Genomic DNA, 26,929 nt, shown 5'->3' on the forward strand with positions numbered 1-26,929 from the left:
CCAACGTTTTCTCTCTGGAGGATCACTGAAATGACCACGGAAAAAGTTAAGTACGGCGTCCATTCCGAAGCCGGCAAACTGCGCAAAGTCATGGTTTGCTCCCCAGGTCTGGCCCATCAGCGGCTGACCCCGAACAACTGCGATGAACTGCTGTTCGATGACGTGCTGTGGGTCGCTCAAGCCAAGCGCGACCACTTCGACTTCGTGACCAAGATGCGTGAGCGCGGGATCGACGTGCTGGAAATGCACAACCTGCTGACCGACATCGTTGCCAACCCCGAAGCGCTGGACTGGATCCTTGAGCGCAAGGTCACCGCGGATTCGGTGGGCCTGGGCCTGATCAACGAAGTCAAATCCTGGCTGAAAAGCCTGGAGCCGCGACACATCGCCGAGTTCCTGATCGGCGGCGTGTCCGCCGATGACCTGCCGGACAGCTTCGGTGGCAAGACCATCCAGATGTTCCGCGACTTCCTCGGCCACTCCAGCTTCATTCTGCCGCCGCTGCCGAACACCCAGTTCACCCGCGACACCACCTGCTGGATCTACGGTGGCGTGACGCTGAACCCGATGTACTGGCCGGCGCGCCGTCAGGAAACCCTGCTGACCACCGCCATCTACAAATTCCATCCGCAATTCACCAACGCCGATTTCGAGATCTGGTACGGCGATCCGGACAAGGATCACGGCAGCTCGACCCTCGAAGGCGGCGACGTGATGCCGATCGGCAACGGTGTGGTGTTGATCGGTATGGGCGAGCGTTCATCCCGCCAGGCCATCGGCCAACTGGCGCTGAACCTGTTCAAGAACAAGGCCGTGGAAAAAGTCATCGTCGCCGGCCTGCCGAAGTCCCGCGCGGCGATGCACCTGGACACCGTATTCAGCTTCTGCGACCGCGACCTCGTCACGATCTTCCCGGAAGTGGTCAGCCAGATCGTCGCCTTCACCCTGCGCCCTGACGAAAGCAAACAGGGCGGCATCGACATCCGTCGTGAAGAAGGCACCTTCCTCGACGTCGTGGCCAAAGCCCTCAACCTGCCGAAACTGCGCGTCGTCGAAACCGGCGGCAACAGCTTCGCCGCCGAACGCGAGCAATGGGATGACGGCAACAACGTGGTGGCCGTGGAGCCGGGCGTGGTCATCGGCTACGACCGCAACACCTACACCAACACCCTGCTGCGCAAGGCGGGGGTGGAGGTCATCACCATCAGCGCCGGCGAACTGGGCCGTGGCCGTGGTGGCGGCCACTGCATGACCTGCCCGATCGTGCGCGACCCAATCGACTACTAAACGACCATCTCCCCGGCCGCGCTGACCCTGTCGCGGCTGGGCCGATTACCGAATCCAAGGAGAATCATCATGGCGTTCAACATTCACAACCGTAACCTGCTCAGCCTGGAACACCACACCCCACGTGAGCTGCGTTACCTGCTCGACCTGTCCCGCGACCTCAAGCGCGCCAAGTACACCGGTACCGAGCAACAACACCTGAAGGGCAACAACATTGCCCTGATCTTCGAAAAAACCTCGACCCGTACCCGCTGCGCATTCGAAGTCGCCGCTTATGACCAGGGCGCCAACGTCACCTACATCGATCCGAACTCTTCGCAGATCGGCCACAAGGAAAGCATGAAGGACACAGCCCGCGTGCTGGGTCGCATGTACGACGCCATCGAGTACCGTGGCTTCAAGCAGGAAATCGTCGAAGAGCTGGCCAAGTTCGCCGGCGTACCGGTGTTCAACGGCCTGACCGATGAATATCACCCAACGCAAATGATCGCCGACGTGCTGACCATGCGTGAGCACGCCGACAAGCCGATCCACGAGATCAGCTACGCCTACCTGGGCGACGCGCGCAACAACATGGGCAACTCGCTGCTGCTGGTCGGCGCCAAACTCGGTATGGACGTGCGCATCTGCGCGCCGAAAGCCCTGTGGCCCCACGATGATCTGGTCGATCGCTGCAAAAAATACGCAGAGGAAAGCGGCGCGCGCATCACCCTGACCGAAGACCCGAAAGCTGCGGTCAAAGGCGTGGACTTCATCCACACCGACGTCTGGGTATCGATGGGCGAGCCGGTGGAAGCCTGGGCCGAGCGTATCCAGCAACTGCTGCCGTATCAGGTCAACGCCGAGCTGATGAAAGCCACCGGCAACCCGCGCACCAAGTTCATGCACTGCCTGCCGGCGTTTCACAACAGCGATACCAAGGTCGGCAAACAGATCGCCGAAAAGTATCCGCACCTGAAAAACGGCATCGAAGTGACCGACGACGTGTTCGAGTCGCCTGCCTGCATCGCCTTCGAGCAAGCGGAAAACCGCATGCACACCATCAAGGCGATTCTGGTGTCGACCCTGGCTGATCTGTAACCCGACTTTGGCACTGATCGTTCCCACGCTCTGCGTGGGAATGCCGCCACGGACGCTCCGCGTCCGCTGTGACGCAGAGCGTCACGGGATGCATTCCCACGCGGAGCGTGGGAACGATCAACACGAAAAAAGGACATGCACCATGCGTATCGTCGTAGCTCTGGGCGGTAACGCCCTGCTCCGCCGTGGTGAGCCGATGACCGCTGACAACCAGCGCGCCAACATCCGCATCGCCACCGAGCAAATCGCCAAGATCCATCCCGGCAACCAACTGGTCATCGCCCACGGCAATGGCCCGCAAGTCGGCCTGCTGTCGTTGCAGGCAGCGGCCTACACTTCCGTCACTCCTTACCCGCTGGACGTGCTCGGTGCCGAAACCGAAGGCATGATCGGCTACATCATCGAACAGGAACTGGGCAACCTGCTGGACTTCGAAGTCCCGTTCGCCACCCTGCTCACCCAGGTCGAAGTCGACGCCAACGACCCGGCCTTTAAGAACCCGACCAAACCGATCGGCCCGGTCTACGAGAAAGCCGAAGCAGAAAAACTCGCCGCCGAAAAAGGCTGGGCCATCGCCCCGGACGGCGACAAGTTCCGCCGCGTGGTCGCCAGTCCACGGCCGAAACGCATCTTCGAAATCCGCCCGATCAAGTGGCTGCTGGACAAGGGCAGCATCGTGATCTGCGCCGGCGGTGGCGGCATTCCGACCATGTATGGCGCGCACGGCAAGCTGCAAGGCATCGAAGCGGTGATCGACAAGGACCTGTGCTCGGCACTGCTGGCCGAACAGCTGGAAGCGGACTTGCTGGTGATCGCCACCGACGTCAACGCGGCGTACATCGACTTCAAGAAACCCACCGAGAAAGCCATCGCCCAGGCCCACCCGGACGAACTCGAACGCCTTGGCTTCGCCGCCGGCTCCATGGGGCCGAAGGTGCAGGCAGCCTGTGAATTTGCGCGCCATACTGGCAAGGTCGCGGTGATCGGCTCGCTCTCGGACATCGAAGCCATCGTCCAGGGCACCGCGGGTACGCGGGTCAGCACGGCAGCGCCGGGCATCACCTACCGATAAAAAGAAACTCCGGGGGCAGACCTCGAGTCTGCCCTTCTCCCATGCCTTGAAAGGAGAAAACCATGGCCCAGTTCGAACCCGGTCATTTGCATATCGAGCGGCATGCGTTGACCCAAGATGACGTCAACTACAACATCCGCCTCGAATACGAAGTGTCGCAGGATCCGCAAAAAGGCAAAGGGATACAGTTCCGGCTGGTTGGAAGCATTCAGGGCAAAGAGGTCAACGAGCCCTTCTTCCTGCCGAAGGAAGAGGCCTACAACTTCGCTCGCAACGTGACGCAGATCGCCGAAAAATACGGCATTCCCAAGAGCCACAGCCAGATTGGCTCGGTGCACAAGCATTACGATTTGATGTTTGAAGACATCCGCATGAAGTTGAATATGAAATCCGGGGATCCGGTCAATCCCGAGCATTTCGAGTAACCCTTTTCTAATTATCGTTCCCACGCTCTGCGTGGGAACGCCGCCATGGACGCTCCGCGTCCACTGTGACGCAGAGCGTCACGGGATGCATTCCCACGCAGGAGCGTGGGAACGATCAGCGCAGGACGCAGATTTCACCATTTCCCCGCCCCAAGGCATACTTGCCCCCCTCCGCACTCCAGAACCCAGAACCGCCCCATGCGTATCCACGTCAGCTTCATCGACCGCGTCGGCATCACCCAGGAAGTCCTGGCTATCCTCGGCGGGCGCAATCTCAATCTGGATGCGGTGGAGATGATCCCGCCCAACGTCTACATCGACGCCCCGACCTTGAGCCCGCAAGTGCTCGAAGAACTGAAAGATGCGCTGTTTCGCGTGCGTGGTGTAGAAGCAGTAACCGTGGTCGACATCCTGCCCGGCCAACGTCGGCACTTGCAGCTCGACGCGTTGCTCGCGGCGATGACCGACCCGGTGCTGGCGCTGGACAGCGCCGGCAAGGTGCTGCTGGCCAACCCGGCGCTGATTGCCTTGTACGGTCGCGAGCCGGCGGGTGAAAGCGTTTCGGAACTGTTCAACGATCCGGGCCTGCTCGAAACCCTGCTCGAACAAGGCTTCCGCCTGCCGCTGCGAGAAATCACCGTCAACGGCCAGACCCTGTTGCTCGACGCCACACCGATCACCGACGCTGGCGCCCTGCTCACCCTGTATCAACCGAACCGCATCGGCGAACAACTCTCGGCGCTGCATCACGATCACGCCGAAGGTTTCGATGCGCTGCTCGGTGAATCGCCGCCAATCCGCACACTCAAGGCCCGCGCGCAGCGGGTGGCGGCCCTCGATGCGCCGCTACTGATCCAGGGCGAAACCGGCACCGGCAAGGAACTGGTGGCCCGCGCCTGCCACGCCATCAGCGCCCGGCACAGTGCGCCATTCCTCGCACTGAACTGCGCGGCCCTGCCGGAGAACCTCGCCGAGAGCGAACTGTTCGGCTACGCCCCCGGCGCCTTCACCGGCGCACAACGCGGCGGCAAACCGGGGCTGATGGAACTGGCCAACCAGGGCACGGTGTTCCTCGACGAGATCGGCGAGATGTCGCCGTACTTGCAGGCCAAGCTGCTGCGTTTTCTCAATGACGGCAGCTTCCGCCGAGTGGGCGGTGATCGTGAAGTGAAGGTCAACGTGCGGATCCTCAGCGCGACCCACCGCGACCTGGAAAAAATGGTCAGCGAAGGCCTGTTCCGCGAAGACCTGTTCTATCGCCTCAACGTACTCAACGTTGAAGTGCCGCCGTTGCGCGAACGCGGTCAGGACATTCTGTTGCTGGCGCGCTATTTCATGCAGCAGGCCTGCGCGCAGATCCAGCGCCCGGTCTGCCGCCTCGCCCCGGGCACTTACCCGGCGCTGCTCGGCAACCGCTGGCCGGGCAACGTGCGGCAATTGCAGAACGTGATCTTCCGCGCCGCCGCGATCTGCGAAAGCAGCCTGGTGGACATCGGCGACCTCGACATCGCCGGCACCTCGGTGGCGCGCCAGACCGACACTGACGTCGACAGCCTCGAAGAAGCCGTGGAAGCGTTCGAGAAATCGCTGCTGGAAAAACTCTACGTCAGCTACCCCTCGACCCGCCAACTGGCCAGCCGCCTGCAAACCTCGCACACGGCAATTGCCCATCGGCTGCGCAAGTACGGCATCCCCAACAAACCGTAGTCGAGCGCGGTCAAAAATGTGGGAGCGGGCTTGCTCCGGGCGGCGATCCGACGAATGCGGTGTGTCATTCAACATTGATGTCGACTGATCTAACGCCTTCGCGAGCAAGCCCGCTCCCACAGGGGGTTCAAAAGCGACCTCCATCTGTACTGAAAGCGCTACAGCGGAACGATATCGCTACACCCCCCTCCGATCACCGCTGTGCAAGGCTTTGATCCGGTTCAGCTTTTTTCTTCGCCCCGCGCTGTAGCGATTTCGCTACAGCCAACGTGATCGCGCTCGCCCACAAACCAATCAAGCCATTGATTTATAACGATATTTTTACGTTGGCCGCGTTCTTGCTAAGTAACCGCTCATAAAATCAGGGCATTGCCGCCCGAGTATTCCACCGCGTCCACCAGACGAGTCTGGCCCCTAGGAGATTCCATGAGCGAGTTGCGTTTTACTGAAGATCACGAATGGCTGCGCGCCGAAGCCGATGGTTCTGTCACCGTTGGCATCACCGCTTTTGCGCAGAACGCCCTGGGCGACGTGGTGTTCGTGCAACTGCCTGAATTGCAGGCTTACGAGAAAGGCGCTGAAGCCGCCACCGTGGAATCGGTAAAAGCCGCCAGCGGCGTTTACATGCCGCTGGATGGTGAAGTCCTGGCCACCAACCCGGCCCTGGAAGACAGCCCTGAGCTGGTGAACGAAGACCCGCTGGGCGAAGGCTGGTTCTTCCGCTTCAAGCCGGCCGACGCTTCCGCCGTCGCCAAGCTGCTGGATCAGGACGCCTACGACCGCCTGATCAAAGCCCAAGCCGAAGCGTGAGGAATCTGAAATGACCCAAGTAAATCTCGGCACCGCCAACGAATTCATCGCCCGTCACATCGGCCCGCGCGCCGGTGACGAGCAAGCCATGCTCAACAGCCTCGGTTTCGATTCGCTCGAAGCCCTGAGCGCCAGCGTCATTCCGGAAAGCATCAAGGGCACCAGCGTACTCGGCCTCGACGATGGCCTGAGCGAAGCCGATGCCCTGGCGATGATCAAAGGCATCGCCGGCAAGAACCAGCTGTTCAAGACCTACATCGGCCAGGGCTACTACAACTGCCACACGCCATCGCCGATCCTGCGCAACCTGCTGGAAAACCCGGCCTGGTACACCGCCTACACCCCGTACCAGCCAGAAATCTCCCAGGGCCGTCTCGAAGCGCTGCTGAACTTCCAGACCCTGATCAGCGACCTCACCGGTCTGCCGATCGCCAACGCCTCCCTGCTCGACGAAGCCACCGCCGCTGCCGAAGCCATGACCTTCTGCAAACGCCTGAGCAAGAACAAGGGCAGCCACCAGTTCTTCGCTTCGATCCACAGCCACCCGCAAACCCTCGACGTACTGCGCACCCGTGCCGAGCCGCTGGGCATCGACGTGGTCGTGGGCGATGAGCGCGAGCTGACCGACGTGACGCCGTTCTTCGGCGCGCTGCTGCAATACCCGGCCAGCAACGGTGATGTGTTCGACTACCGCGAACTGACCGAACGCTTCCACGCGGCCAACGCACTGGTGGCCGTGGCCGCCGACCTGCTGGCCCTGACTCTGCTGACCCCGCCGGGCGAATTCGGCGCCGACGTAGCCATCGGCAGCGCCCAACGTTTCGGCGTGCCGCTGGGCTTCGGTGGCCCGCACGCGGCTTACTTCTCCACCAAAGATGCGTTCAAGCGCGACATGCCGGGCCGTCTGGTCGGTGTTTCGGTTGACCGTTTCGGCAAGCCGGCCCTGCGTCTGGCGATGCAGACCCGCGAGCAACACATCCGCCGCGAGAAAGCCACGTCGAACATCTGCACCGCGCAAGTGCTGCTGGCCAACATCGCCAGCATGTACGCCGTGTACCACGGCCCGAAAGGCCTGACCCAGATCGCCAACCGCGTGCATCACCTGACCGCGATCCTGGCCAAGGGTCTGAGCGCACTGGGCGTGACCGTCGAGCAAGCCAGCTTCTTCGACACCCTGACCCTGGCCACCGGCGCGCAAACTGCCGCGCTGCACGACAAGGCCCGCGCCCAACAGATCAACCTGCGTGTGATAGACGCCCAGCGTCTGGGCCTGTCGGTCGACGAAACCACCACCCAGGCCGACATCGAAACCCTGTGGAGCCTGTTCGCCGACGGCAAGACCCTGCCGGATTTCGCTGCTCTGGCCGCTGCCGCGCAAAGCACCATTCCAGCCGCGCTGGTTCGCCAGTCGCCGATCCTCAGCCATCCGGTCTTCAACCGTTATCACTCGGAAACCGAGCTGATGCGCTACCTGCGCAAACTGGCGGACAAGGACCTGGCACTGGATCGCACCATGATCCCGCTGGGCTCGTGCACCATGAAGCTCAACGCCGCCAGCGAAATGATCCCGGTGACCTGGGCCGAATTCGGCGCCCTGCACCCCTTCGCCCCGGCCGAGCAAAGCGCCGGTTACCAGCAACTGACCGACGAACTGGAAGCGATGCTCTGCGCCGCCACCGGTTACGACTCGATCTCGCTGCAACCGAACGCCGGTTCCCAGGGTGAGTACGCAGGTCTGCTGGCGATTCGCGCCTATCACCAGAGCCGTGGCGAAGACCGTCGCGACATCTGCCTGATCCCGTCGTCCGCCCACGGCACCAACCCGGCGACCGCCAACATGGCCGGCATGCGCGTGGTCGTGACCGCGTGCGACGCCCGTGGCAACGTGGACATCGAAGACCTGCGCGCCAAGGCCATCGAGCACCGCGAACATCTCGCGGCGCTGATGATCACTTACCCGTCGACCCACGGCGTGTTCGAAGAAGGCATTCGCGAAATCTGCGGCATCATTCATGACAACGGCGGCCAGGTGTACATCGACGGCGCCAACATGAACGCGATGGTCGGCCTCTGCGCACCGGGCAAGTTCGGCGGCGACGTCTCGCACCTGAACCTGCACAAGACCTTCTGCATTCCGCACGGCGGTGGCGGCCCGGGCGTCGGCCCGATCGGCGTGAAATCGCACCTGACTCCGTTCCTGCCGGGCCACGGCCACATGGAACGCAAGGAAGGCGCGGTCTGCGCAGCACCGTTCGGCAGCGCGAGCATTCTGCCGATCACCTGGATGTACATTCGCATGATGGGTGGCGCAGGCCTGAAGCGCGCTTCGCAGCTGGCGATCCTCAATGCCAACTACATTTCCCGTCGCCTGGAAGAGCACTACCCAGTGCTGTACACCGGCAGCAACGGTCTGGTGGCGCACGAGTGCATCCTCGATCTGCGTCCGCTGAAAGACAGCAGCGGCATCAGCGTCGATGACGTGGCCAAGCGCCTGATCGACTTCGGTTTCCACGCCCCGACCATGTCGTTCCCGGTGGCCGGCACGCTGATGATCGAGCCGACCGAAAGCGAATCCAAGGAAGAACTGGACCGCTTCTGCGACGCCATGATCCGCATCCGCGAAGAAATCCGCGCGGTGGAAAACGGCACCCTGGACAAGGACGACAACCCGCTGAAGAACGCTCCGCACACTGCGGCAGAGCTGGTCGGCGAGTGGACTCACCCGTACAGCCGCGAGCAGGCGGTGTACCCGGTGGCGTCGTTGATCGAAGGCAAGTACTGGCCGCCGGTCGGTCGCGTCGACAACGTGTTCGGCGACCGCAACCTGGTCTGCGCCTGCCCGTCGATCGAAAGCTACGCTTAAACGAATGAGGGGGCGGCCACCACGCCCCCAACTTCAAGAACACCACAAAACCCTGTGGGAGCGAGCTTGCTCGCGAAAGCGGCAGATCAGCCGACTGGCACTCCGTTTTCGCGAGCAAGCTCACTCCCACAAGGAAATGCATCAAGCCTGAAATCCCGCCAATTCCTATAACAAGAAACCGGAGAACAACCATGTCGTTAAGCGTGTTCGACCTGTTCAAGATTGGCATCGGCCCCTCCAGCTCCCACACCGTCGGCCCGATGCGCGCAGCTGCGCGCTTCGTCGAAGGCCTGCGTCGGGAAAACCTGTTGTCGGCCACCACCAGCGTCAGGGTCGAGTTGTATGGATCCCTCGGCGCCACCGGCAAGGGCCACGGCAGCGACAAGGCCGTGCTGCTGGGTCTGGAAGGTGAACACCCGGACACCGTGGATACCGAAACCGTCGCCGCCCGCCTCTCGGAGATTCGTGGCAACGGGCGTTTGAACCTGCTCGGTGAGCACAGCATTGCGTTCAACGAGAAAGAACACCTGGCAATGATCCGCAAGCCGTTGGCCTATCACCCCAACGGCATGATCTTCCGTGCCTTCGATGCGGCGGGATTGCAGATCCGCAGCCGCGAGTACTACTCGGTCGGCGGCGGTTTTGTGGTCGACGAAGACGCGGCCGGCGCCGACCGCATCGTCGAAGACGCCACCCCGCTGACCTTCCCGTTCAAAAGTGCCAGGGACTTGCTCGGTCACTGCGCCACCTATGGTCTGTCGATCAGCCAGGTGATGCTGACCAATGAAAGCGCCTGGCGCCCGGAAGCGGAAACCCGCGCCGGTCTGCTGAAAATCTGGCAAGTGATGCAGGACTGCGTGGCTGCCGGCTGTCGCAACGAAGGCATTCTGCCGGGTGGCCTCAAGGTCAAGCGGCGGGCGGCGGCGTTGCACCGGCAACTGTGCAAGAACCCGGAATCGTCGCTGCGCGATCCGCTGTCGGTGCTGGACTGGGTCAACCTCTACGCCCTGGCCGTCAACGAAGAAAACGCCAACGGCGGGCGCGTGGTCACGGCACCGACCAATGGCGCGGCGGGGATCATTCCTGCGGTGCTGCATTACTACATGCGCTTCATTCCCGGCGCGAACGATGACGGCGTGGTGCGTTTCCTGCTCACCGCCGCGGCCATCGGCATTCTGTACAAGGAAAACGCCTCGATCTCCGGCGCCGAAGTCGGCTGTCAGGGCGAGGTCGGCGTGGCCTGTTCGATGGCCGCCGGCGCGTTGTGCGAAGTGCTCGGCGGCAGCGTGCAACAAGTGGAAAACGCCGCTGAAATCGGCATGGAACACAACCTCGGCCTGACCTGCGACCCTATCGGCGGGCTGGTTCAGGTGCCGTGCATCGAGCGCAACGCCATGGGCTCGGTCAAGGCGATCAACGCCGTGCGCATGGCCATGCGCGGAGACGGGCAGCATTTCGTCTCCCTCGACAAGGTCATCCGCACCATGCGCCAGACCGGCGCCGACATGAAAAGCAAATACAAGGAGACCGCCCGTGGCGGTCTGGCGGTCAACATTATCGAGTGCTGATCGCGCCATTAACTCGCTCTCCCTTTGGGAGAGAACACAAAACTGGCCCCCTCTCCCTCCGGGAGAGGGTTGGTGTGAATCAAGGAGTCACGCATGTCCGAACAACTGTCGAAAACCCCGCTGCACGCTCTGCACATCGAACTCGGCGCCCGCATGGTGCCGTTCGCCGGCTACGACATGCCGGTGCAATACCCGCTGGGCGTGATGAAAGAACACCAGCACACCCGTGAGCAGGCCGGGCTGTTCGATGTCTCGCACATGGGCCAGATTCGCCTGACCGGCGCCAATGCCGCCAAAGCCCTGGAAACCCTGGTGCCGGTAGACATCATCGACCTGCCGGTGGGCATGCAGCGCTACGCGATGTTCACCAACGAAACCGGCGGCATCCTCGATGACCTTATGGTCGCCAACCTGGGCAACGACGAGTTGTTCCTGGTGGTCAACGCCGCGTGCAAGGACCAGGACCTGGCCCATCTGCAAAAACACATCGGCGACCAGTGCAAGATCGAGCCGTTGTTCGAAGAACGCGCCCTGCTCGCCCTGCAAGGCCCGGCCGCCGTGACCGTGCTGGCACGCCTGGCGCCGGAAGTGGCGAAAATGACTTTCATGCAATTCACCCGCGTGAAGCTGCTGGGCGTTGACTGCTTTGTCAGCCGTTCGGGCTACACCGGTGAAGACGGTTTCGAAATCTCGGTTCCGGCAGCCGACGCAGAAAAACTCGCCCGCGCCCTGCTGGCTGAACCGGAAGTCGCCGCCATCGGCCTCGGCGCCCGTGACTCGCTGCGTCTGGAAGCGGGCCTGTGCCTGTACGGCCACGACATGAACACCGAGACCACCCCGATCGAAGCCAGCCTGCTGTGGGCAATCTCCAAACCTCGGCGTGCCGACGGTGCGCGCGCCGGTGGTTTCCCGGGTGCAGAACAGGTCTTCGCTCAACAGCAGAACGGCGTTCAGCGCAAACGCGTCGGCCTGCTGCCACAAGAGCGTACGCCGGTCCGTGAAGGTGCAGAGATCGTCAACGAAGCGGGCGAGATCATCGGCAGCGTGTGCAGCGGCGGTTTCGGCCCGACCTTGGGCGGCCCGCTGGCCATGGGTTACCTGGACAGCGCCTACGTCGCGCTCGACACGCCAGTTTGGGCGATTGTTCGTGGGAAAAAGGTGCCATTGCTTGTAAGCAAAATGCCATTTGTTCCACAACGCTACTATCGCGGTTGATTGACTGTTTCTATAAGTAACGCGATTGCGTTATGCGTGCACTAATGTGTAACGCAATCGCCATAAAACAGTGCACTCTGTTTAAATTCGATTCGAATATGAACTTGGCTTATAACGTTCGAAAACAATTGAACAAGCCAATCGAATAAGCCGGACTAGTGGACCGACTAAGTGCCAGCAAGCGCAGGAAAACCGGGGCCCTCACAGGGCTTGTTTTTCCTCCCGTAGTTGGCGTAGAGTTTGTCCACTGTGTTTGCATGGGTCAGCTTGGAATCGTGACCTGGGCAGTAGCCTACAAGTTAGCTACATCCCGTTCGACGTCTTCTTACTCTCCTGCAACCAGCCCCAGTACTCTTTCATGAGGAAGAGACTGTCATCAATTTATGCGTCAAAGGAAATAAGAAATGTCCACACGTCAGAGCGGTACCGTCAAGTGGTTTAACGACGAGAAAGGTTTTGGTTTTATCACTCCAGAAAGCGGTCCGGATCTGTTCGTGCATTTCCGCGCCATTCAGGGCAACGGCTTCAAGAGCCTGAAAGAAGGCCAGAAAGTGACCTTCGTTGCAGTGCAAGGCCAGAAAGGCATGCAAGCTGACGAAGTCATCGCAGAAGCCTGATTTCTGTTACGAAAAAGCCCCTGATATTGATATCAGGGGCTTTTTTGTGGGCGCAAATCCGTAAAATGGCGCTTCACTTTCCGTCCAGAGGCTGCCATGTCGAAACACCTGCTCACTCCCCAGGGCGATTTCCCCGCCGTCGGCCTGGGCCGTCGTCTGGCAGCGATGTTCTATGACTTTCTGCTGTGCACTGCCCTGCTGATCGTGACCGGTGGCGTCTACAAGATGATTCAGGCCGCGATCATCGGTGAGGAGCGTCTGCGGGTTCTGACCGACGCCGGGCAACTGGATGGCGATCCGCTGTACTCCACTGTGCTGCTGCTGGTGCTGTTCGGCTTCTTCGCCAAGTTCTGGACCCACGCCGGGCAGACCCTGGGCATGCAGGTCTGGGGCATTCGTGTGCAGAACGCCGATGGCACTGCGATCAGTCTGTGGCAGGCGTTGCTCCGGTTCATGGTGTCGATTGCGTCGTGGCTGTGCCTGGGCCTGGGATTCTTCTGGTCGCTGTTCGACAAACAGAAACGCGCCTGGCATGACATCTACTCCGACACACAGCTCGTGCGAATCCCGAAGAAAACCAAATAATCCTCCAGATGCAAAAACGCCCCGATCCAATCGGGGCGTTTTTGTTTGCGGCTCAAGGTCAGGCGTTACCGGCCAGCTTCATCCGCGCGGCCTGAGTGAAATCGAGCATGCGCTTGAGCGGGCGGATCGCCTGAGGAATGAGAGCCGGGTCGACGAAGATCTCGTTCGAGCCCTCCTTCAGGCACTTGAGCGTGCGTTCAAGGGTGTTCATGGCCATCCACGGGCAATGTGCACAGCTGCGGCACGCCGCGCCGTTACCGGCGGTTGGCGCCTCGATGAAGACCTTGTCCGGGCACAGCTGCTGCATCTTGTAGAAGATGCCGCGATCGGTGGCGACGATCAGGGTCTTGTTCGGCAGCGATTGCGCGGCGGCAATCAGCTGACTGGTGGAACCGACGGCGTCCGCCAGTTCGATCACCGAGGTCGGCGACTCCGGATGCACCAGAATGGCAGCGTCCGGGTACAGCGCTTTCATGTCTTCCAGCTGCTTGGACTTGAACTCTTCGTGAACGATGCAGGCACCGTCCCAGAGCAACATGTCAGCGCCGGTCTGACGCTGGATGTAGGTGCCCAGGTGCTTGTCCGGGCCCCAGATAATGGATTCGCCGTTGTCCATCAGGCTCTCGACGATTTCCAGTGCGCAGCTGGAGGTCACTACCCAGTCGGCCCGGGCTTTGACCGCCGCCGAGGTGTTGGCATACACCACCACGGTGCGTTCCGGATGCTGATCGCAGAACGCCGAGAACTCGTCCACCGGGCAACCCAGATCCAGCGAGCAGGTCGCTTCCAGGGTCGGCATCAGCACGCGTTTTTCAGGGTTGAGAATCTTCGCGGTCTCGCCCATGAATTTCACGCCGGCGACCACCACGGTCTTGGCCGGATGGGCGTTGCCGAAGCGGGCCATTTCCAGGGAATCGGACACGCAACCGCCGGTTTCTTCGGCGAGGGCCTGGATGATCGGATCGCAATAAAAGTGGGCAACCAGCACCGCGTCCTGAGCCTTGAGCTCGGCGGCGATGGCGGAACGGTAATAAGCCTCTTCCTCGGCTGTCAGCGGCTTGGGCTGCTTGGCGTCGAGGTGGGCTTGTACCAGAAGGCGTTCGGAAATCTGCGTCATGTTCGCAAGACCTGCAGGCGCATTCGCGCGAAAGTCGAGTATACACCCGGCTCCGGACCGCTTGAGGGTACCGCCGGGAGAGTGAGTATTATCAGGCACGGACAGCATTGAAGCTGCGCAAGGCTACAGAATATCCCGTTGATACAAAAGATGATTCTGACCTGCGTCACGGCAGGCAGAAACGAAGGGAGGGATGCCCGAATCGCAGGCAAAAAAAAACCCGGAAATCCTCACTTTCGTGGGCCTTCCGGATTTTCTAAACCGCCAAATATGGTGGGTCGTGTGGGATTCGAACCTACGACCAATTGGTTAAAAGCCAACTGCTCTACCAACTGAGCTAACGACCCGCTGTGTGGTGGCGCGTATAATACTGATTTTTAAGGACTATTCAACACCTAATTTGAAAAAAATCAAAAATAAGGTGTCGGGTCGCTGATTCCGGCCGCCGCGAAGCCTTCTGCACGCAGTCGGCAGCTGTCGCATTTGCCGCAAGCACGGCCATCATCGTCCGCCTGATAGCAGGAAACGGTCAGCCCGTAATCAACGCCGAGCTTCACGCCCGCCTGGACGATCTGCGCCTTGCTCAGGTTCTGCAGCGGTGCCTGGATGCGGAAACCATTGCCTTCCACACCAGCCTTGGTCGCCAGATTGGCCATGCGCTCGAACGACTCGATGAACTCGGGACGGCAATCCGGGTAACCGGAGTAATCCACTGCGTTGACGCCGATAAAGATGTCACGGGCGCCGAGCACTTCAGCCCAACCCAGGGCCAGCGACAGGAAAACCGTGTTGCGCGCCGGCACGTAAGTGACCGGAATACCTTCGCCCAACTCTTCCGGGATGTCGATGCTGGTGTCGGTCAGGGCCGAACCGCCCATGCCGTTCAGGTTCAGGCCGATCACCTTGTGTTCGACCACGCCCAGGTCGCGGGCAACGCGAGCAGCGGCATGCAGTTCGGCGTGGGAACGCTGACCGTAATCGAAACTCATGGTGTAGCAGGCGTAGCCTTCAGCGCGGGCCATGGCTACGACAGTTGCCGAGTCCAGGCCACCCGACAGCAGGATTACCGCACGTTTCTGGCTAGTGTTCAGTTGTTCAGTCATCTCAGCGCCCCGGCTCATCATTCCATAGATATTTATGCAGCTGCAGTTGCAGGCGCACTGGCAGGTTATCCGCCACCACCCAGTCCGCCAGATCCCGAGCATTCAGGTCGTGGTGACTTGGGGAAAACAGCACTTCACCTGCACGTCGCTCGAGACCGTACTGGATCAGCTTCGATAGCGCCCAGTCATAGTCCTCCCGCGAGCAGATGACAAACTTCACCTGATCGTTGGGCGTCAGCAGTTCGATGTTCTCGTAACGGTTGCGATGGGCTTCTTTGGAGTCTGGCGTTTTCAGGTCGACAACCCGACTTACCCGCGGATCGACCGCCGAGATGTCGAGGGCGCCGCTGGTTTCCAGCGAGACTTCGTAGCCGGCATCGCACAACTGTTTGAGCAAAGGGATGGCATTGGGCTGTGCCAGCGGCTCACCGCCAGTGACGCAGACGTAGCGCGGGCGAAAGCCGGCCACTTGCTCGAGGATGTCGTCGAGGGTACGGATCGTGCCACCGCTGAACGCGTAGGCGCTGTCGCAGTATTGGCAACGCAATGGGCAACCGGTCAGGCGCACAAAAACAGTGGGCAGCCCGGCAGTCCGCGTTTCCCCCTGCAACGAGTAGAAAACTTCGGTGATTCTCAATGTGTCTTGCATAGTCGCCACGGGCGTAACAGCTAAACAGGCTGTCCGCCTCCGTCAGGCACTTCAGGCAACCCCGCCAACGCGTAGATCACCAGAAGCGTGTTTCATAAAAGGGCGTGAATTCTAACGAAAAAACCCGCGACAAGCGCGGGTTTCTTCCAAACGGGTCAAAGCTGTTACATGCGTTGCAGATCGCGCTGGGCCAACTGCGCGGCGGACGTGCCCGGATACTGGGCCACCACCTGCTGCAGAATGCCTTTGACCTTGTCGGTATGACCGAGGCGGCGCTCTACGTCAGCCAGCTTGTACAGCGAATCCGGCACTTTGGCGTGCTTGGGATACAGCTGCGAAACCTTGGCGAAAGCCTGACCTGCACCTTGCAGATCGCCTTTTGCCAGGTTCACTTCACCCAGCCAGTACTGGGCGTTGCCCGCATATTGGCTGTTCGGGTATTTACGCAGGAAAGCGGCAAATGCCTGGCTGGCCTTGTCGAAATCCTTGGCCTTGATCAGGTCGAAAGCTGCGTCGTAATACAGCTTTTCCTTGGCCGGATCAGCCGGTTCGCCACCCGCAGCAGGTGCCTGGGCGGCAGCAGCAGCCCCGGCTCCAGCGGCGGCACCGGCAGCAGCACTTGCATCGCCACCGGCAGAAGAATTCTCGGGAGTCGCGGCAGGTGCAACGCCGGATCCTATGCGCCGATCAAGATCCTGGTATCGCTCCAGGGACTCTTGCTTCATGCGCGAAACTTGGTTCTGCAGTTCTTCGATCACGCCTTGCTGGCGCGATATCTGATCCTGCATTTGTTGCAGTTGGTTGAACAGCATGCCGTTTGCCGAGGCAGGGGCCGAAGCCGCTCCCCCGGCATAGGCGCCGTTCGTACCGTAACCTGCAGGCGGATAACTGCTCCCGCTATTGTTATAACCGGAGTTGTCATCGACCACAGGAACCGCAGCCCACGCCGCAAGCGGCGCGAGGCTGAGAGCCAGAACAGTTACAGCACGACGGCACGTTCGCATATCGAATTACTTACGCAGTTCGACGCGACGGTTTTGAGCCCAGGACTGCTCGTCGTTGCCGGTAGCAACTGGACGCTCTTCGCCGTAGGAAACCAGTTCCAGCTGAGCTGGGGAAACACCTTGCAGTACCAGGTAGCGCTGAACGGCTTTCGCACGACGCTCGCCCAGTGCCATGTTGTACTCACGAGTACCACGTTCGTCGGTGTTGCCTTCCAGAACAACGCGAGCGCCGTTTGCTTTCAGGTCTTTGGCGTGAACGTCCAGAGCGCGCATGGCTTCTGGCTTCAGGTCCGAGCTGTCGTATTCGAAGTAGAAGGTGGTGATTGCGCGCAGAGCAGCTTCTTCGCTCAGGGAACCGTCAACTGCACCAGTGTTTGCGCCGTAACCAGCGTTTGGATCAACAGCGCCTTCACCGGCGTTGTCGCCGCCTTTGGACGAGCAACCTACAGCTACAGCCATGGCCAGAGCCAGCGCAGCAAATTTACCAAACTTCAGCATTTCCATCGTGAAACTCCTAATGAACCCCAGTGTGTTAAGTAAAACGTAAAGCGCCGCGTCAGTTCAGGTAAGGGGACCAGGACGGTTCTCTGACTTCGCCTTGAGCGGTAGGAAGCGGGAGCCTCACGCGTCCATTAATGGACACGAGCATCAAGACTCCCCGGCCCTGCTGGCGGGTGGCGTAGATTACCATGGTGCCGTTGGGCGCAACAGTAGGCGACTCGTCCAGAGTGCTATCAGTGAGGATTTTTACACTTCCGCGCTGCAAATCCTGGGCCGCCACTTTGAAATTGGTGAAACCGTCCTGACGATGGATCATCACCAGGGTCTTTTCATCCGCCGAAAGCTTCGGGTTGGCGTTGTAGTTGCCCACGAAAGTCACACGCTCGGCACCGCCGCCACCAGCGCTGGTCTTGTAGATCTGCGGCTTGCCGCCACGGTCGGAGGTGAAGTAGATGGTCGAACCATCCTTGCCCCAGTACGGTTCAGTGTTGATGCCAGGACCTGCGGTCACGCGGGTGATCTGACGCGAACCGAGGTTCATCACGTAGATGTCCGGGTTACCGTCTTTCGACAGCACGAACGCCAGGCGATTGCCGTCCGGCGACCAGGCTGGCGCGCCGTTCAGGCCTTCGAAGTTGGTGATCTGCTCGCGGCGACCGGTGTCGATGTTCTGCATGAAGATGCGCGGACGCTTCTGTTCGAACGACACGTAGGCGATACGCTTGCCGTCCGGTGCAAAACGCGGCGACAGGATCGGCTCGCGCGATTGCAGCAGGGTCACGGCGCGGGCGCCGTCATAGTCCGAGCGCTGCAGGGTGTAACGGGTGTTCTTCTCGGAGAAACGCTCGGCTGTGACGTACAGCAGGCGAGTCGAGAATGCACCTTTAATACCGGTCAGTTTTTCGAACGACTGATCGGAGATGAAGTGCGCCATGTCACGCAGCTGTTCGGTGGTACCGGACACACTGCCGTCAGCCACTTTCTGCTCGGTGGCGACGTTGAACAGAGCCCACTGCACCTGCAGACGGCCACCGGCCGGCGCGATGCTGCCGACCATCATGTATTGCGCGCCCACCGCCTTCCAGTCACGGAAGATGATTTCGCTCGGCTGGCTTGGCTGGCTGATCATGTTTTGCTTTGGAATCGGCGAGTAATAGCCCGAGTTGCGCAAATCGTTACCAATGATTTCAGCCATGTCATCCGGCAGGACGGCACCGCCCTGGAAACCGAACGGTACGACGGCGATCGGAGTTGCCCGATCGCTGCCGCTGGTGACCAGAATGTTCTTTTCATCCGCCATCGCGATCCCTGCCATGCAGCAGATCACGACCAGCATTCCTCGAAGAAGGTTTCTCACAAGGCTAGATCCTCAGGTGTGAATGTCATCTTGAATGAACGATACGGAGCGAAATCGCTCGGCTTCATTCCCTGCATTTCCGTCAAACGTCCAATATTCTTGACCGCTGCCACTGCCGACGCATCGAACGGACCGTCGCCACTGGACTTGGCCACGCTGACCGAAGTCACCGTACCGTCCGGCAACATGCCGATCTGCAGCACAACCGTCATGCCTTTGCGTGCCGAAGGTGGACGTGCCCAGCCTTCCGCTGCCCGCGCACGAATCAGGTCATCGAAACTGCCCGCGACTTCATCGCCCTGCTCATCAGCCAAGGCCTGCTGGCGCTGCGGCGTGTCGGAAAGCAAATCTGCCAGGGCCTGAGCCTTTTTGTCTTCGGCGGATTTACGTGCCGCTTCCTGCGCTTTCTTCTTCGCAGCATCGGCAGCAGCTTTCTTCTTCGCGTCTTCGGCGACTTTCTTCTTCGCCTCTTCAGCTTCAGCTTTCTTCTTGGCGTCTTCGGCGGCTTTCTTCTTCGCGTCTTCGACGATCTTCTTCTTGGCTTCTTCAGCGGCCGCTTTCTTGGCCTCTTCTTCAGCAGCCTTCTTGGCTTCTTCTTCGGCTTTCTTCTTGGCTATATCAGCCAATTGTTTCTCTTCTGCCTTCTTGGCTTCGGCGGTTTTCTTCGCGTCTTCGGCTTTCTTGGCTTCATCAGCCTTCTTCGCCTCGTCCGCTTTCTTCGCCTCATCGGCCTTCTTGGCTTCCTCGGCCTTTTGAGCCGCTTCTTCTTTCTTTTGTTCCGCAGCCTTCACCGCTTCCTGCTCGACCTTTTTCTGCTCCATCTGCTCGACTTCGGTCTGGCGCGCGGCGGATTTCTTCGCCTCACCCGCAATCTTCTGATTGGTCTGGGTGGTTGCCTGACTTTTCGATTTCAGCTGGTACAGGGTCGCCTGGACAATCGGCTTGGCCGGCGGCAGCTCCGGGGTCAGGGCGAAACTGACGAACAGCATGCCGAACACCAGCACGTGCAAGCCAATCGCCCAGACACTAGGCCAGAAGTAGCTTTCCGAGGCGGACGGCTCTCGCTGTTGCTGCATCAGGGCGCCTCGGTGATCAAGCCAACGTTACCGACCCCGGCTTTCTGCAACCCGCCCATGGCGCCCATGACGGAGCCATAATCGACGGACTTGTCGCCACGGATGAAGACCTGGGTACGCTTGCCGCCTTCAGTGCCGGCGCGAATGATTTTGGTCACCGCGTCGGTCATCTGTGGCAGGGTCATGGCCCGGTCCTGCTGCTTCTCGGTGTCGACTTCGCTGCCAAGGTTCCAGTAGTAGGTCTTGTCCGACTTGATCGAAATGGTCAGCACCTGGGTGTTGTTGTCCTGCGGCAAGGCTTCGCTGGAAACCTTGGGCAGATCCACTTTCACGCCCTGATTGAGCATCGGCGCAGTCACCATGAAGATGACCAGCAGCACCAGCATCACGTCGATGTAAGGCACTACGTTCATCTCGGCGACCGGCTTGCGCTTGTGTCGGGCTCGAGTGATTAAAGCCATCGGGAAATACCTGCTTATTCTTCGCTGGTGTGCACTTTGCGGTGCAGGATCGCCTGGAATTCATCGGCGAAGGTGTAGTAGCGGCTCAGCAAGGTTTCGCTGCGGGCAGAGAAACGGTTGTAAGCGATAACGGCCGGGATCGCGGCAAACAGACCGATCGCGGTGGCGATCAGGGCTTCGGCGATGCCGGGAGCCACGGTAGCCAGAGTGGCCTGCTGGGCGCTGGCCAGACCGCGGAACGAGTTCATGATCCCCCAGACGGTACCGAACAGACCGATGTACGGGCTGACGGAACCTACGGTGGCGAGGAACGGCAGGCTCTGCTCGAGCTTTTCTTCTTCGCGGGAGATGGCGACACGCATGGCACGGGCCACACCTTCCATCACCGCTTCAGGATCGACGCCTGGCTGCTGACGCAGACGGGAGAACTCCTTGAAGCCGGCACGGAAGATCTGCTCGACGCCCGAATCCGGATCCGGGTTGCTGCCGGCCTGACGATAGAGTTTGGACAGGTCGATACCCGACCAGAAGCGCTCCTCGAAGCTCTCCAGGGCACGTCGACCGGCGCGCAGCAGGTTGCTGCGCTGAAAGATCATGATCCATGAGGTCACCGATGCGGCCACCAGGGTCAACATTACCAACTGCACCACGATGCTGGCATTGCTGACCAGGCTCCACATGGAGGAATGGTCGACGACGTTAGCTTCCACGCTTTATCTCCTGCTTTGAGTGTGTACCCGTGCCGACCGCGTCGGCAAAGGCCGCACGCAGGTCTTCGGGAAGGGCCCGGGGTTTCAAACTGTTAGTGCGCACACAGGCCACCAGAAACTGCCCTTCGCAGAGCAGCACATTATCCGTTGCCCGCCTGACCTGCTGTCGAAAGCGCAGGCTGGCACGGTTCAATTCGATTACATCAGCGCTTACCAGAAGCTCGTCGTCCAGTCGCGCCGGCGCGTGATAACGCGCTTCGCTGGAATGCACGACGAACAACAGGTCCTCCCCGGCCAGCGCCGACTGGGCAAAGCCCAGCTCCCGGAGCCGCTCGGTTCGAGCCCGTTCCATAAACTTGAGGTAATTAACGTAATACACGATGCCGCCCGCATCGGTGTCCTCGTAATAAACGCGACAACGATGTGCGAATGGCTCAAGCCCGTTTTGCGCGCGCATACTCTAGTGCTTACTCCTCGGGTTGCCAATCCGGCCAGGCAACTGTTTTTCATTGTTCGAAGGCTTTACCGCAAAAGTACCGTCCTGAGACAGTACAAACGCTGAATAAATCGACAATAAATGTGTATTAATCGTCCACGGCATCGAGAAACTCGTCTACCACGGGCATCTCGCCCATTCGTGTCGGAATGTTTAAACCAAAATGCAGGTACGCGTGACGGGTAACCACCCTGCCCCGCGGCGTCCTCATGATGTAACCCTGCTGAATCAGGTATGGCTCCAGCACGTCTTCAATGGTGTGGCGCTCTTCGCTGATCGCCGCCGCCAGGCTGTCGATGCCCACCGGACCGCCGTCGAATTTCTCGATCATGGTCAACAGCAGACGCCGGTCCTGATGATCGAAGCCATGTTCATCGACATCCAGCAGGTTCAGCGCCAGATCCGCGACAGACTTGGTAATGTGGCCCTTGGCCCGGACTTCGGCGAAATCCCGCACCCGACGCAACAAGCGGTTGGCGATCCGCGGTGTGCCACGTGCACGACGTGCAATCTCGAACGCCCCTTCCGGATCCAGCGGCAGACCGAGGATGCTCGCCGAACGGCTGACAATCGTCGCCAGGTCGGCGGTGCTGTAGAACTCGAGACGCTGGACGATACCGAAACGGTCGCGCAACGGGTTGGTCAACATGCCCGCCCGCGTGGTCGCACCGACCAGAGTGAACGGCGGCAGATCGAGCTTGATCGAACGCGCCGCCGGCCCCTCACCGATCATGATGTCGAGCTGGAAGTCTTCCATCGCCGGGTACAGCACTTCTTCGACGATCGGCGACAGGCGATGAATTTCATCGATGAAAAGCACGTCGTGCGGCTCAAGATTGGTCAACAGTGCCGCCAGATCCCCCGGACGCTCCAGCACCGGGCCGGAAGTGCTCTTGATCGACACGCCCATTTCCTGGGCGATGATGTTCGCCAGCGTGGTTTTACCCAGCCCCGGCGGACCGAAGATCAGGGTGTGGTCGAGGGATTCGCTACGGCCACGGGCGGCCTGGATAAACAGTTCCATCTGCTCGCGAACGGTCGGCTGGCCGATGTATTCGGCCAGGCTGACGGGACGTATCGCCCGATCCTGGACTTCTTCGCGCTCACGCGGGCTGTGCGTGGCGGCGATCAGACGATCAGCTTCAATCACTTAAATCATTCCCTTCAGGGCGCGTCGAATCATGTCTTCGCTGCTCAGGCCTTTCTCTTTGATCGCGGAAATCGCCTTGCTCGCTTCCTGTGGCTTGTAGCCCAGGGAAATCAGCGCACTGACCGCATCGTTCTCGGCGGTGTTGACCGGCGCCGGGCCGTCCGGCTGGTTCGGCACCAGTGCGAACATGGCCGGCGAGGTTTCCCAGGCCTTGAAGCGATCCTTGAGCTCGACCAGCAGACGCTCGGCGGTTTTCTTGCCCACGCCCGGCACCTTGGTCAGCGCCGAGGTGTCCTGGGACTGCACGCAGCGGATCAGTTCGTCGACTTCCAGACTCGACATCAAGGCCAGGGCCAGTTTCGGCCCCACACCATTGAGACGGATCAACTCGCGAAAAAAGTCTCGCTCACGCTTGCCGGCAAAACCATAGAGTAACTGCGCGTCTTCACGTACGACCAAATGGGTGTGCAGGGTCAGCGGTTCACCGACCGACGGCAGACGATAAAGGGTGGTCATGGGCACTTCCAGCTCATACCCGAGGCCGTTTACATCCAGAATCAGGTGCGGCGGCTGTTTTTCAGCCAGAGTGCCGCGCAAGCGTCCAATCACGTTTCAGATCCTTGAGCGTTGGCCAGCCGTGGGCTGGCGACCGACAGAACATGGATTTACCGCCGACGACCCAGGCGCGCAATCCACATTCCGTGAAATTGACTGCTGATGCTATCAGAGACGCAGGCGCCCGCCACGACTGCGTGCCGTTCCCAAGCCATGCGGTAACAGACTGGAGCGGGTGTGGGCGTGACAAATGGCAATCGCCAGGGCATCCGAAGCGTCGATTTGCGGTTTGCTGGTCAGCTTGAGCATGTGCATGACCATCATCTGCACCTGCTCTTTATTGGCAGCGCCAGTTCCCACCACAGCCTGCTTGACCTGGGTGGCCGTGTACTCGGCGATCTCCAAGCTTTCTTCGGCGCCGGCAACGATAGCGGCCCCACGGGCCTGCCCGAGCTTGAGCGCCGAGTCGGCGTTTTTTGCCATGAACACCTTTTCGATGCCCATGGTGACCGGGCCGTAGGTCTGGATGATTTCCCGCACGCCGCGATAGACGATCTGCAACCGCTCATGCAGCTCACCGGCACCGGTGCGGATACAACCCGAGGCGACATAGATGCAACCGCCGCGTCCGGTATCGCGAACAATGCCGTAACCGGTAATGCGCGAACCGGGGTCGATACCAAGAATTAAAGTCATAAGCCTGCTGGTTCGAAAAAACACAAAAACAAATGTGGGAGATCCCGTGCTTGAGGGTAAGCCTCAAACACGGAATCTCCCACATTGAATCGTAGTCGCTCTCAACCGAGCTGAGCGGCCACGTCTTCCGGAATGTCCGCGTTGGAGTAGACGTTCTGCACGTCGTCCAGGTCTTCCAGCATGTCGATCAGCTTGAGCACCTTCTCCGCGCCCTCCAGATCCAGTTCGGCGCTGGTGGTCGGCTGCATGACGATTTCCGCGTCATCACCCTTGAAACCAGCGGCTTCCAGGGCATTGCGTACCGCGTAGAAACTGGTGAACGAGGTGAACACGTCGATCGAACCGTCTTCGTGGCTGACCACGTCGTCGGCATCGGCTTCCAGCGCCGCTTCCGTCAGTGCGTCTTCGTCAACGCCTGGTGCAAAGCTGATCTGCCCCTTGCGTTCGAACAGATAGGCTACCGAACCGTCGGTACCGAGGTTGCCGCCACACTTGCTGAACGCGTGGCGAACAGCCGCTGCGGTGCGGTTGCGGTTGTCGGTCATGCACTCGACCATCACCGCCACGCCGCCCGGGCCGTAACCTTCGTAGGTCAGTTCTTCAACGTTGTCGGCTTCGGTCGCACCGGCGCCACGAGCCACGGCACGGTCGATGATGTCGCGGCTCATGTTGGCGCCCAGCGCCTTGTCCAGCGCCAGACGCAGACGCGGGTTGGAGCCCGGATCACCGCCGCCCTGACGGGCCGCAACGGTCAGTTCGCGGATCCACTTGGTGAAGATCTTGCCTCTCTTGGCATCCTGACGTTCTTTGCGGTGCTTGATGTTCGCCCACTTGGAATGACCTGCCATAACTCGCTCCGAATTCTCTTGAACAATGCCCGCCATGCAGGTGCATCGGCCAGCAAAAAAATCTTGTTTTCAATCACTGCAGAAAGAAAAAAGGCGCATCCGAAGATGCGCCTTCAGGCCCGTCTTACTCGGCCTTCGGCGTTTCGCGCAAACGAATGTGCAATTCGCGCAATGCCTTCGCATCCACCACACCCGGCGCCTGCGTCATCACGTCGGCAGCACTCTGGGTTTTCGGGAAGGCGATCACTTCACGGATCGACTGGGCGCCGGTCATCAGCATCACCAGACGGTCCAGACCGAAGGCCAGACCACCGTGCGGCGGCGCGCCGTATTTCAGGGCGTCGAGCAGGAAGCCGAACTTCTCTTCCTGTTCCGCTTCGTTGATGCCCAGCAGACGGAATACCGCCTGTTGCATCTCTTTGCGGTGGATACGGATCGAACCGCCACCCAGCTCGGTGCCGTTCAGCACCATGTCGTAGGCACGGGACAGAGCGCCAGCCGGGTTGGCTTCCAGCTCTTCCGGCGAGCACTTCGGTGCGGTGAACGGGTGGTGCAATGCGGAGAAGCTGCCGTCGTCGTTCTCTTCGAACATCGGGAAGTCGACGACCCACATCGGAGCCCATTCGCAGGTCAGCAGCTTCAGGTCGTGACCGAGCTTGATACGCAGCGCGCCCAGGGCTTCGCTGACGATCTTGGCCTTGTCAGCGCCGAAGAACACAATGTCGCCGTCGACTGCGCCGACGCGATCGAGGATCACGTTCAGGTTGGCTTCCGGGATGTTTTTCACGATCGGCGATTGCAGACCGTCAACACCGGCAGCACGCTCGTTGACCTTGATGTACGCCAGGCCCTTGGCACCGTAGATGCCGACGAACTTGGTGTAGTCGTCGATCTGCTTGCGCGGCATGCTCGCCCCGCCTGGAACGCGCAGTGCGGCGATACGGCATTTCGGATCGTTGGCAGGGCCGCTGAAGACCTTGAAATCAACTTCTTTCAGCTGATCGGCCACGTCGACCAGTTCCAGCGGGTTACGCAGGTCCGGTTTGTCGGAACCGTAACGGCGCATGGCTTCTTCGAAGGTCATGTGCGGGAATTCGCCGAATTCCAGATCCAGCACTTCCTTGAACAGGTTGCGGATCATGCCTTCGGTCAGGCCCATGATGTCTTTTTCGTCGAGGAAGCTGGTCTCGATGTCGATCTGAGTGAACTCAGGCTGACGGTCGGCACGCAGGTCTTCGTCGCGGAAGCACTTGGCGATCTGGTAGTAGCGGTCGAAGCCGGCAACCATCAGCAGTTGCTTGAACAGCTGTGGCGATTGCGGCAGCGCGAAGAACGAACCGGCGTGGGTACGGCTCGGTACGAGGTAGTCGCGCGCGCCTTCCGGAGTGGCACGGGTCAGGATCGGCGTTTCGACGTCGAGGAAGCCGTTCTCGTCCAGGTAGCGACGGATGCTGGTGGTCATGCGCGAACGCAGACGCAGCTTCTCGGCCATTTCCGGACGACGCAGGTCCAGGAAGCGATAGCGCAGACGGGTTTCTTCGCCGACGTCGGAGAACTCGTTCAGCGGGAACGGCGGGGTTTCCGACTCGTTCAGCACTTCGAGCTCGTAGCCCAGCACTTCGATCATGCCCGACGCCATGTTGGCGTTGGTGGCACCGGCCGGACGCAGGCGAACCTTGCCGGTGATCTTCACGACGTATTCGCTGCGCACGCGATCGGCGGCGGCAAAGCTCTCGGCGCGATCCGGATCGAACACTACCTGGGCCAGACCGTCACGATCACGGATATCGAGGAAAATCACCCCGCCGTGGTCGCGACGACGGTGAACCCATCCGCAAAGGGTAATTTCCTGGCCTTCCAGGCTTTCGTTCAGTTGGCCGCAATAATGGCTGCGCATCATGGTAGTGGTTCGCTTCTCGTAATTCGAAATTCGGTGGAGATCCCGCTGCACTCAAGCAATGTGCAACGTGTGGAAAC

At 60.4% G+C, this 26,929-nt stretch carries 26 protein-coding genes and 1 tRNA gene; 11 read left to right on the forward strand and 16 right to left on the reverse strand.

All coding sequences use genetic code 11. The features are described 5' to 3' along the window. Positions 1-30 precede the first annotated feature (30 nt). The 11 genes from arcA (at position 31) to ABTV87_RS22750 (ending at position 13,229) form a co-directional block, all read left to right on the forward strand. Entirely contained in the window at positions 31-1,287 is a 1,257-nt protein-coding gene (gene arcA, locus ABTV87_RS22700) for an arginine deiminase (RefSeq protein WP_433898397.1), read from the forward strand. Positions 1,288-1,356: 69 nt separating this feature from the next. Continuing rightward, the gene (locus tag ABTV87_RS22705; RefSeq protein ID WP_433898398.1) at positions 1,357-2,367 is read left to right on the forward strand and encodes an ornithine carbamoyltransferase; all 1,011 of its coding nucleotides are present in this window, start codon (positions 1,357-1,359) and stop codon (positions 2,365-2,367) included. A 142-nt stretch (positions 2,368-2,509) separates the two neighbouring features. Continuing rightward, entirely contained in the window at positions 2,510-3,439 is a 930-nt protein-coding gene (gene arcC, locus ABTV87_RS22710) for a carbamate kinase (protein ID WP_007951187.1), read from the forward strand. A gap of 62 nt (positions 3,440-3,501) precedes the next feature. Continuing rightward, positions 3,502-3,864, forward strand: a complete 363-nt coding sequence (locus ABTV87_RS22715) for a DUF5064 family protein (RefSeq protein ID WP_085606600.1) — start codon at positions 3,502-3,504, stop codon at positions 3,862-3,864. Positions 3,865-4,062: 198 nt separating this feature from the next. Beyond that, positions 4,063-5,571, forward strand: a complete 1,509-nt coding sequence (locus ABTV87_RS22720; protein WP_039766033.1) for a sigma-54-dependent transcriptional regulator — start codon at positions 4,063-4,065, stop codon at positions 5,569-5,571. Positions 5,572-5,997: 426 nt separating this feature from the next. After that, positions 5,998-6,381: a glycine cleavage system protein GcvH gene (gcvH, locus tag ABTV87_RS22725; protein WP_007951190.1), complete on the forward strand. Its 384-nt coding sequence runs from the start codon at positions 5,998-6,000 to the stop codon at positions 6,379-6,381. A gap of 10 nt (positions 6,382-6,391) precedes the next feature. After that, positions 6,392-9,244, forward strand: a complete 2,853-nt coding sequence (gene gcvP / locus ABTV87_RS22730) for an aminomethyl-transferring glycine dehydrogenase (protein ID WP_433898399.1) — start codon at positions 6,392-6,394, stop codon at positions 9,242-9,244. A gap of 191 nt (positions 9,245-9,435) precedes the next feature. Beyond that, positions 9,436-10,812 (forward strand): L-serine ammonia-lyase, encoded by a 1,377-nt coding sequence (locus tag ABTV87_RS22735; RefSeq protein WP_433898400.1) that lies wholly within the window; start codon positions 9,436-9,438, stop codon positions 10,810-10,812. 93 nt (positions 10,813-10,905) lie between these two features. Beyond that, the gene (gene gcvT / locus ABTV87_RS22740) at positions 10,906-12,027 is read left to right on the forward strand and encodes a glycine cleavage system aminomethyltransferase GcvT (protein WP_221533956.1); all 1,122 of its coding nucleotides are present in this window, start codon (positions 10,906-10,908) and stop codon (positions 12,025-12,027) included. A gap of 404 nt (positions 12,028-12,431) precedes the next feature. Beyond that, positions 12,432-12,644, forward strand: coding sequence for a cold-shock protein (locus ABTV87_RS22745; RefSeq protein ID WP_007951194.1), 213 nt, complete (start codon positions 12,432-12,434; stop codon positions 12,642-12,644). Positions 12,645-12,740: 96 nt separating this feature from the next. Then, on the forward strand, positions 12,741-13,229 hold the full coding sequence (locus ABTV87_RS22750; protein WP_085606612.1) for an RDD family protein: 489 nt from the start codon (positions 12,741-12,743) through the stop codon (positions 13,227-13,229). A gap of 58 nt (positions 13,230-13,287) precedes the next feature. Here ABTV87_RS22750 and nadA read toward each other — a convergent pair whose 3' ends face one another. The 16 genes from nadA to aspS all read right to left on the reverse strand — a co-directional run bounded on the left by nadA (position 13,288) and on the right by aspS (position 26,852). Further along, positions 13,288-14,346 carry a quinolinate synthase NadA gene (gene nadA / locus ABTV87_RS22755; protein ID WP_433898401.1) on the reverse strand — a complete coding sequence of 353 codons (1,059 nt, stop codon included), beginning with the start codon at positions 14,344-14,346 and terminating at the stop codon, positions 13,288-13,290. 271 nt (positions 14,347-14,617) lie between these two features. Continuing rightward, a tRNA-Lys gene (locus ABTV87_RS22760) sits at positions 14,618-14,693 on the reverse strand. A 63-nt stretch (positions 14,694-14,756) separates the two neighbouring features. Next, a complete protein-coding gene (gene queC, locus ABTV87_RS22765) occupies positions 14,757-15,449 on the reverse strand; it encodes a 7-cyano-7-deazaguanine synthase QueC (RefSeq protein ID WP_007951197.1) in 693 nt (230 codons plus the stop codon). 1 nt (position 15,450) lies between these two features. Further along, on the reverse strand, positions 15,451-16,098 hold the full coding sequence (queE, locus tag ABTV87_RS22770) for a 7-carboxy-7-deazaguanine synthase QueE (RefSeq protein WP_433898402.1): 648 nt from the start codon (positions 16,096-16,098) through the stop codon (positions 15,451-15,453). 164 nt (positions 16,099-16,262) lie between these two features. Continuing rightward, positions 16,263-17,102: a tol-pal system protein YbgF gene (ybgF, locus tag ABTV87_RS22775; RefSeq protein ID WP_007951199.1), complete on the reverse strand. Its 840-nt coding sequence runs from the start codon at positions 17,100-17,102 to the stop codon at positions 16,263-16,265. A 6-nt stretch (positions 17,103-17,108) separates the two neighbouring features. Then, on the reverse strand, positions 17,109-17,606 hold the full coding sequence (gene pal / locus ABTV87_RS22780; protein WP_003178634.1) for a peptidoglycan-associated lipoprotein Pal: 498 nt from the start codon (positions 17,604-17,606) through the stop codon (positions 17,109-17,111). Positions 17,607-17,658: 52 nt separating this feature from the next. Continuing rightward, positions 17,659-18,939 carry a Tol-Pal system beta propeller repeat protein TolB gene (gene tolB, locus ABTV87_RS22785; RefSeq protein ID WP_162831782.1) on the reverse strand — a complete coding sequence of 427 codons (1,281 nt, stop codon included), beginning with the start codon at positions 18,937-18,939 and terminating at the stop codon, positions 17,659-17,661. 17 nt (positions 18,940-18,956) lie between these two features. After that, the gene (tolA, locus tag ABTV87_RS22790; RefSeq protein WP_085606614.1) at positions 18,957-20,036 is read right to left on the reverse strand and encodes a cell envelope integrity protein TolA; all 1,080 of its coding nucleotides are present in this window, start codon (positions 20,034-20,036) and stop codon (positions 18,957-18,959) included. Further along, entirely contained in the window at positions 20,036-20,488 is a 453-nt protein-coding gene (tolR, locus tag ABTV87_RS22795) for a protein TolR (RefSeq protein ID WP_162130475.1), read from the reverse strand. The genes tolA and tolR overlap by 1 nt, the downstream gene beginning before the upstream one ends. 23 nt (positions 20,489-20,511) lie before the next feature. Further along, on the reverse strand, positions 20,512-21,207 hold the full coding sequence (gene tolQ / locus ABTV87_RS22800; RefSeq protein ID WP_007912733.1) for a protein TolQ: 696 nt from the start codon (positions 21,205-21,207) through the stop codon (positions 20,512-20,514). Beyond that, positions 21,197-21,664 carry a tol-pal system-associated acyl-CoA thioesterase gene (ybgC, locus tag ABTV87_RS22805; protein ID WP_007951203.1) on the reverse strand — a complete coding sequence of 156 codons (468 nt, stop codon included), beginning with the start codon at positions 21,662-21,664 and terminating at the stop codon, positions 21,197-21,199. The genes tolQ and ybgC overlap by 11 nt, the downstream gene beginning before the upstream one ends. A 127-nt stretch (positions 21,665-21,791) precedes the next feature. Beyond that, positions 21,792-22,853 (reverse strand): Holliday junction branch migration DNA helicase RuvB, encoded by a 1,062-nt coding sequence (ruvB, locus tag ABTV87_RS22810; protein ID WP_085606616.1) that lies wholly within the window; start codon positions 22,851-22,853, stop codon positions 21,792-21,794. After that, the gene (gene ruvA, locus ABTV87_RS22815) at positions 22,854-23,462 is read right to left on the reverse strand and encodes a Holliday junction branch migration protein RuvA (protein ID WP_007951205.1); all 609 of its coding nucleotides are present in this window, start codon (positions 23,460-23,462) and stop codon (positions 22,854-22,856) included. A 114-nt stretch (positions 23,463-23,576) separates the two neighbouring features. Further along, the gene (gene ruvC, locus ABTV87_RS22820) at positions 23,577-24,104 is read right to left on the reverse strand and encodes a crossover junction endodeoxyribonuclease RuvC (protein WP_007951206.1); all 528 of its coding nucleotides are present in this window, start codon (positions 24,102-24,104) and stop codon (positions 23,577-23,579) included. Between the two features lie 101 nt (positions 24,105-24,205). After that, entirely contained in the window at positions 24,206-24,952 is a 747-nt protein-coding gene (locus ABTV87_RS22825; RefSeq protein ID WP_003227527.1) for a YebC/PmpR family DNA-binding transcriptional regulator, read from the reverse strand. A 124-nt stretch (positions 24,953-25,076) separates the two neighbouring features. Further along, positions 25,077-26,852: an aspartate--tRNA ligase gene (aspS, locus tag ABTV87_RS22830; protein ID WP_007951209.1), complete on the reverse strand. Its 1,776-nt coding sequence runs from the start codon at positions 26,850-26,852 to the stop codon at positions 25,077-25,079. Positions 26,853-26,929 lie beyond the last annotated feature (77 nt).

Origin of the sequence: Pseudomonas sp. PSE1(2024) (assembly GCF_050990555.1) — a bacterium.
Classification (GTDB): domain Bacteria; phylum Pseudomonadota; class Gammaproteobacteria; order Pseudomonadales; family Pseudomonadaceae; genus Aquipseudomonas; species Aquipseudomonas aphyarum.